The sequence below is a fragment of the Treponema sp. UBA785 genome, assembly GCF_002297065.1.
Taxonomy (GTDB): Bacteria; Spirochaetota; Spirochaetia; order Treponematales; family Treponemataceae; genus Treponema_D.
In genome coordinates this window covers 1-3548 of record NZ_DBJD01000075.1, presented here as the reverse complement: position 1 = coordinate 3548, position 3548 = coordinate 1, and the positions used below count along the sequence as shown (strand labels likewise).

Genomic DNA, 3548 nt, shown 5'->3' with positions numbered 1-3548 from the left:
CTGTATTGAGCTATGCAAATAAAATTTTAATAAACCGATGACAGAATTGTTCAAAAACACTGTTGATACAATTTTTAAATTGTTTGTTATCATTTTTTTTACCTTAATTTATTAAGGAATTCAAAAAAAATGGAGTAAAAAATGACACTTTCCGTCTTTCTGCTTTTTGCCGCGCTTTTTGCATTGGCTTATGCAGTTTTCAACTTCTTTAAGGTAAAAAATCTTGAAGAAGGAAATGAATTGATGCAGAAAATTGCATCTTATATTCGTGGCGGTGCTAATACTTTTATCAGCATCGAATATCGCATTCTGGCAATAGTTGTTTTAATTGTTGCTGTAATCGTATTTTTGGCGCTTGATTGGTATGTTGCGTCTGCCTTTCTTATCGGTTCTGTAATGTCTGCTCTTGCGGGTATGGTCGGCATGAAGATTGCCACTTATGCAAATGTCCGCGTTACAAACGAGGCGAATAAAACTCAAAATATCGGGCAAACCTTAAAAGTCGCATTCCGTGGCGGTTCTGTTATGGGACTTTGTGTCGGAGGCTTTGCTCTTTTGGGTCTTTCAATTGTTGTAATTGTTTTTGGCTATGCATTCGGCTGGATTTCTTCAACAGAAGCTGTTCCTGCCTGGCTTACAAAAATCGCCCTTGTAAGATTTCCTAACGTTTTGACAGGCTATGCTCTTGGATGCTCGATGGTTGCTATGTTTAACCGTGTTGGCGGCGGAATTTACACAAAAGCCGCTGATATGGGCGCTGACCTTGTTGGAAAAACAGAAGCGCACATTCCAGAAGATGATCCTCGCAACCCTGCCACAATTGCCGATAACGTTGGCGACAACGTTGGCGATGTCGCTGGTCTTGGTTCGGATCTTCTTGAATCTTATGTTGCTTCAATAGTTGCCGCGATTGCGCTTGGATACAACCTTATCATCAAGACAGGCGTAAGTGGAGATTCCCTTGCCGCTTTGTATACATTCCCGCTCACATTTGCGGCTGTCGGGCTTATTGCATGTGTCATCGGTGTTGCTTCGCTTCTTGTACGCAATCTTTCAAAATCAAAAAAAGTTCACAACCAGCTCAATGGCGCTACTTATGTCGGCGCGGCTCTTACAATGGTTGCTGGCGCAGTCCTTTCATACAAACTTTTTGGAACAGGCAACGTTGATTTTGCAAAGCTCGGATTTAAATTCGGCGCGCTTTCTCCATGGATTGGCGCTACTGTTGGTATTATTGCAGGAATTTTGATTGGCACTCTTGCAGAATTTTATACATCTTCAGATTATAAGCCTACAAAAATTCTTGCATCTTCTTCTAAAGAAGGTCCTGCCCTGACTATTACTTCTGGTCTCGCGCTTGGCATGCGTTCTTGCATGGCTCCTTGTGTCGTTCTTGGAATAGGTATTATTTTGGCCTACTATACTTCAGGTCTTTATGGCGTTGCTATGTCTGCAATGGGAATGCTTTCGTTTGTTTCTCTTACTGTTTCTGTAGATACTTATGGTCCTATTTCTGACAATGCCGGCGGTATTGCGGAAATGTCTGCGCTTCCGGAAGGCGTTCGCGAAATTACAGATACTCTCGATGCTGTTGGCAATACGACTGCCGCAATTGGCAAGGGATTTGCAATCGGTTCTGGCGGACTTGCTGCTCTTGCCCTCATGCTTTCATATATGTATTCTCTTCCAGGAGAATCTGTCGGTGCAAACGGTCTTCCTACATTGAATATTATGGAGCCAATGACTCTTGCAGGCGCAATTGTTGGCGGCGCGCTGCCATTCTTCTTTTCTGGCATGCTTATTGATGCGGTTGCCATTGCTGCCAGAAAAATGGTAGAAGAAGTTCGCCGTCAGTTCAAAGAACATCCTGCGATTCTCGAAGGAAAAGAAGATCCTGATCACAACCGTTGTATTAAAATTTCTACGGAAGGTTCAATCGGCCAGATGAAAGCTCCGGCTTTGATGGCTGTTGTAATTCCTGTTGTTGCCGGTCTCCTTTTTGGCGCGCATTTTGTAGGCGGTATTCTTATCGGTTCAACAATTGCTTCAATTATGATTGCGATTTTTACAGGAAATGCCGGCGGCGCTTGGGACAATGGCAAGAAATTTATTGAACAGGGCGGCCTTGAAGGAATTAAAAAAGGCGGAGAAGGCTATGACACTGTACACGACGCCGCAGTTGTCGGCGATACAGTAGGCGATCCGCTTAAAGACACAGTTGGTCCTTGTATGGACATTTTTATTAAAATTATGTCTACGGTTTCTCTTGTTGCAGTTTCTGTTTTTGCAGAATACAATGTCTGGAATCTTATTTTTAGATAAATTTTATAAAATTTTTTAAGAACAGGGGTTATGTTTTATTCGTTTGTATTTAGCATAACCCCTGTTTTTTACATTTCGTTAAGCATGAAGATTTACAGGCTTTTTATTGCTTCGAGCAGTTTTTTAGCGGCATTTTCGTAAGTATATTTTTCAAGAATTTCTTGTGGAGAAGCCACTTTTTTCTCTAAAAGTTTTGTCAGATTGCAGTCTGTGCTGTCTGCATCAATATAAAAGGCAGAATCTTTGTAGATTTCAGGAAGACTTGCTCTGTTTGAAACAACAACTTTTGCTCCGCACGAAAGCGCTTCTAACGGCGGAATTCCAAAACCTTCGTAATAAGACGGAAAAACGAACGCCTTGCATTTTTTCATAAGCGCTTTTACTTCGCCATCGGTTACGTAGCCAAGCAGAACAACGTTTTTAAGACTTTTTAGCGCTTCAAGTTCAGGAGGAACAAGCCCAGAAATTGCTTTTCCGCTTACTGCGAACGTCTCGTCTTCGTGATTTTTTGCATATTCTGCAATCCATTTTAGATTTTTTCGTTTTGAAAGAGAACCTAGCGTAAAATAAAATTCTCCAGACTTTAACTGCCAGAATTTTTCAAAAATCTTATCGTCTGCCTGTAAATTCTTAAAGTGATCCCAGCCGTTCGGAATAACCTTTATCCTGCCGTCCTGAACTTTGTAGGCTTTTTGAATTTCAGTTTTGGCAAATTCCGAAACTGTAAGCACAATTTTTGCATTTTTTGCAATATTGTGGTACGAAAAAAGACTGTAAACTTTTATGAGCCGGTCTTTTAACGAAACAAAATCTTTCGGATAAGATTTTGCGTAAATATCGTGCAAAAATGAAAGTCCGCATAATTTTCCGAGCGGGGCAGTGTTTGAAAAATTTAGTGCGGTTGCCTTGAATTTTTTGCAGGCAAGGGCAAAAGTCCATATATCCCAAACCGGAAAGCTCTTTATTTGTTTTGAAGACTTTTCTATTTTGATTTTTTTTAAGGCTGGAATTTTTTTTGCATTTGCTGGAACTAAAAGCCTTATGTCGTCATTTTCGTCCAGAATCTGATCCATCTTTGAGCAGACTTCCCAGGCAAACCGTTCAATTCCAGTCAAATTCCTGCAAAGAAAATTTCCATTAATTAAAATCATTTTTCCTCCATCTGTCTGCGTGCGGTTGTATTTTAAAACTGAATTCTACAGAGAATTTATGAAAGAATCCATCCA

The 3548-nt window shown here is 40.6% G+C and carries 2 protein-coding genes; one reads left to right on the top strand and one right to left on the bottom strand.

What is annotated here, in order from left to right; translation table 11 throughout:
- Positions 1-141: 141 nt before the first annotated feature.
- Positions 142-2322, top strand: a complete 2181-nt coding sequence (locus B2X33_RS06435; protein ID WP_296022555.1) for a sodium-translocating pyrophosphatase — start codon at positions 142-144, stop codon at positions 2320-2322.
- A 92-nt stretch (positions 2323-2414) separates the two neighbouring features.
- On the opposite strand, the gene B2X33_RS06430 is transcribed toward B2X33_RS06435, so the two are convergent.
- Positions 2415-3473 carry a glycosyltransferase family 4 protein gene (locus B2X33_RS06430; RefSeq protein WP_296668468.1) on the bottom strand — a complete coding sequence of 353 codons (1059 nt, stop codon included), beginning with the start codon at positions 3471-3473 and terminating at the stop codon, positions 2415-2417.
- Positions 3474-3548: the final 75 nt, after the last annotated feature.